The following is a 3,813-nucleotide window of genomic DNA, read 5'->3' as shown; positions in this document are numbered from 1 at the left end:
TCCGGGGTGATCGCGGCGATCCGCGCGGGCAGCTCGGTGGCGATCTCCGCCCGCCCGTAGAGCAGCTCGCGGGCGCCGAGCCCGAGCATCCGGTACATCACCCGGTCGTCCTCGTGGTGCAGTGCCGCCGCCCAGCGCGCGGACTGGCGGGCCAGCTCGTCGATGCTCGGGCCCTCGGCGGCGAGCTTGTCCAGCTCCTCGTCGATCGCGCCGAGCACGCGGTCCGGGTCGACCGAGCCGGGGTGTACCGCGGTGATCGTGAACGTGTCCGGGTCCCGCGCGTCGAGCGGGCCGCCCATCAGGCCGTTGCTGGCGCTGATGTCGGTGACCAGCCCGTCCGCGTGGACCAGCCTGCGCTGCAGCCGGGCCGCCTCGCCGTCGCCGAGGACGGAGGCGAGCAGGGCGTGCGCCAGGTACTCGTCCAGCTTCGTGCCCGGGTCCGGCACGCGGTAGCCGACGGCGAGGGCCGGCATGGGGGCGTGCGCATCCGGAACGGCCTCGCGGCGCTCCCCGCTCGGGATCGGTTCACCGAAGCTCGGGCGCACCGGGGTGGGCCGCTCGGGGATGTCCCCGAAGTGCTTCTCGATCAGGGCCAACGTGCCGTCCACCCCGTGCTCCCCGAGGTCCCCGTGCACGGTGACCAGGGCGTTCCCGGGGGCGTAGAAGGTGTCGAAGAACGACGCGGCGTCCTGCAGCGTGGCCTGCTCGAGCTCGCTGAAGTCCCCGTAGCCGTTGTGCGCGTTGGGGAAGGTGTCGTACAGCACGGGCGGGAGCAGGATCCACGGGAAGCCGCCGTACGGCCGGTTCAGGACGTTGAGCCGGATCTCCTCCTTCACCACGTCCACCTGGTTGCGCAGGTTCTCCTCGGTGAGCATCGGCGCCCGGAGCCGGTCCGCCTCCAGGAACAGCGCGCGCTCCAGCGCGGCGCCGGGCAGCACCTCGAAGTAGTCCGTGTAGTCCTGGTGGGTGGAACCGTTGAACACCCCGCCCGCGCCCTGGACCTGCCGGAAGTGCGCCAGCTTCTCCAGGCTCTCGCTGCCCTGGAACATCAGGTGCTCGAACAGGTGCGCGAAGCCGGTGCGCCCCTCCGGCTCGGAGCGGAACCCGACGTCGACATGGACCGACACCCCCACCACCGGGGTGGCGGGATCCGGCACCACCAGGACCCGGAGGCCATTGGGGAGCGTGGCCCTGTGCAACTCGAGTTCCGACACGACCCGACCCTATCCCCGGGGGCGGACGACCCGCCGGGTGATCGCGGCCTCCCGGCTCAGTTGTCCACAGGCGGGAGGACGACGAACTGGCGGAGCGCGAGGTCGGTGTACGTCACCGGGCCGCGGGGCCCGGGCGTGTGGTCGACGTTGATGCCGGTCTCGGGCAGGCCGAGCAGCTTGAAGCCGTCGAGCAGGCGGGTCGGTGAGTTCCAGAACACGCCGGTGCCGGTGTAGGCGTCGATGAAGCGGTGCGCGACGGCCTCGTCCTCCGCGCAGACGCACGCGGCCAGCCCCGAGGTCTCCCGCGCCGCCGTCAGCGCCGCCTCGACCGCCCCGTCGACGGGCGCGACGGTCACGTGGGCCTCGTTGCCGGAGTCCAGGGCCCACTCGTGGCCGAGGGGATGCTCCTGCGGCGGCAGGCTCAGGGTGATCCCCCGGTCCCGCAGCACCTTCTCCGCGACCGGCAGCAACCGCTCGTACACCGGCCGGTCGATGAGGAGCAGGTTCAGCCGGTTGCACACGCCGAGCCGGTCGGTGGAGTCGTGCACCAGGCGCTCGACCACGGACTCCTCGGCGCTCGAGTCGAGGTAGAGCACGCCACCGCCGTCGGCGTGGGCGAGGACGCGCGTGCCCGCGGCGGCCCCCAGAGCGGACAGCTTGCGGGTGACCTCACCGCTGCCGCGGACGACGACCAGCGGCACCAGGTCCGGCAGACCCACCAGCGCCTCGGCGCCCGCGTGCCCGGGGAGCGGGACGAGCTGCACGGCCGCGGCCGGGATGCCGTGCTCGGCCAGCGCGTGCGCGATCACCAGCTCCACCAGCGCCGTGGCGCTGCCCAGTGCGGCCGAGCCGGTCCGCAGCACGGCGGCGCTGCGGGCCTTGAGGACCTGGGAGGCGACGTCGACCGTCACGTTCGGGCGGGCCTCGAACACCGCGCCGATCACACCGACCGGGATGCTGCGCTCGAACACGCGCTCGCCGGAGGGCAGGTCTCGCACGAACCGCTCGGTGGGCGGCTCGGGGGTGTCGGCGAGCACCTCGAGCTGGGTCGCCATGTCCGCCAGGCGCTCCGGGGTGATCCGGAGCCGGTCCAACAGGCCGGCCGCCATGCCGTTCGCGGTCGCCGTCTCGACATCCGCGGCGTTGGCGGCCAGCAGCTCCGGCGCCTTCTCGCGCAGCAGGAGGACCTGGTCGGCGAAGGAGGCGGCGACGGGATCGTGGGTCACCATCACCACGGTCTGCCCCAGCTCGCGGACCGACCAACGCAGCAGCGACAGCAGCTCGTGGCCGGAGGCGGTGTCGAGGTTGCCGGTCGGCTCGTCGGCCACCACCAGCTCGGGTCGGCCGAGCAGCGCCCGCGCGACGGCGACCCGCTGCTGCTGGCCGCCGGAGAGCTCGTCGGGCCGGTGGTCGAGGCGGTCGCCGAGGCCGAGGACGTCGACGAGCGCGGTCCGCCACCCGGGGTCCGGTGTGCGGTTCGCGAGCCGGGCCGGGAGGTCGATGTTCTGTGCGGCGGTGAGCTGCGGGAGCAGGTTGAACGCCTGGAACACGAACCCGATGCGGTCTCGGCGCAGCCGGGTCAGCGCGGCGTCGGACAGGGCGCCGAGGTCGGTGTCGCCGAGCAGCACCCGGCCGCTCGTGGGGGTGTCCAGGCCCGCGAGGCAGTGCAGCAGCGTGGACTTGCCGGAGCCCGATGGGCCCATGATCGCGGTGAAGCGGCCCGCGGGGAGCGCGACTGTCACACCGTCGAGGGCCCGCACTGTCGCGGGGCCCGAGCCGTAGGTCTTCACGAGGTCGACAGCGCTGAGAGCACGTTTCGTGCGCTCAGCGCTGTGCATCCCGCCGCCGAGAGCGCTGCTGGCACGTTTCGTGCGCTCAGCGCTGTGCATCCCGCCGCCGCTCATCGCTCCTGCCGATCGGCGACGAGCTCCAGCACCGGCAGCGCGGCCATGACGACGAGCGCGACGATCCCGAGGACCCAGGCCCCGGTCAGCACGATTCCCATGCCCGGAACGATCTCCCGCGAGCCCGCCGCCGAGCACCACGCCGGTGAGCAGCAGCGGGCCTGCCGCCCGGGCGACCGAGCTGCCCATCGCGAAGAAGCCCTGGTACTGACCCTGCCGCCCCGCCGGGGCGAGGTCGAAGGACAGCTGCCAGCCGCCCGCGGAGAGCAGCACCTCGCCCAGCACCTGGAGCACCGCCGCAGCGAGCAGGACCGCCCCGGCGACCCACGGCGACGCTCCCAGCGCCGCCGCCGCGAACGCGCCGCACGCGGCGAGCAGCAGGATCCCGGCGCGGCGGACGGCGCGGCCCGCGCTCGGCACGTCGCGCACCCCGCGACCGGCCCGGACCTGCAGCAGGACCACGCCCGCGGTGTTCACCACGAACAGGCCCGCGATGGTCCACCCGGGCGCCGCGGTCCGGGTCGCGATCCACAGCGGCGCGACCACGCTGAGCATCGGCATGTAGAGCAGCAGCACACTCTGCAGCAGCGTGACCAGGGCGAACGGGCCGTCGCGGAGCACCTCGGAGCGCGCGGGGCCCGAGGTCGCGGGCCGGGTGGGGGCGGCCGGGAGGGTGCGCAGGACGAGGGCCGCGA

Annotated in this window: 2 protein-coding genes; both read right to left on the bottom strand. The window is 74.0% G+C overall.

Annotated features, from left to right (window positions below; all coding sequences use genetic code 11):
- Positions 1–1,214, bottom strand: a 1,214-nt coding sequence (locus tag H5J29_RS24515; RefSeq protein ID WP_181783390.1) for a M16 family metallopeptidase, incomplete at its 3' end; no start/stop codon positions are given.
- A gap of 56 nt (positions 1,215–1,270) precedes the next feature.
- Positions 1,271–3,813, bottom strand: a 2,543-nt coding sequence (locus tag H5J29_RS36625) for an aldehyde dehydrogenase family protein (protein WP_376768567.1), incomplete at its 5' end; no start/stop codon positions are given.

It is taken from the genome of Pseudonocardia pini, assembly GCF_013870575.1.
Lineage (GTDB): Bacteria > Actinomycetota > Actinomycetes > Mycobacteriales > Pseudonocardiaceae > Pseudonocardia > Pseudonocardia pini.
This window is presented reverse-complemented; position numbering and strand designations above follow the sequence as displayed.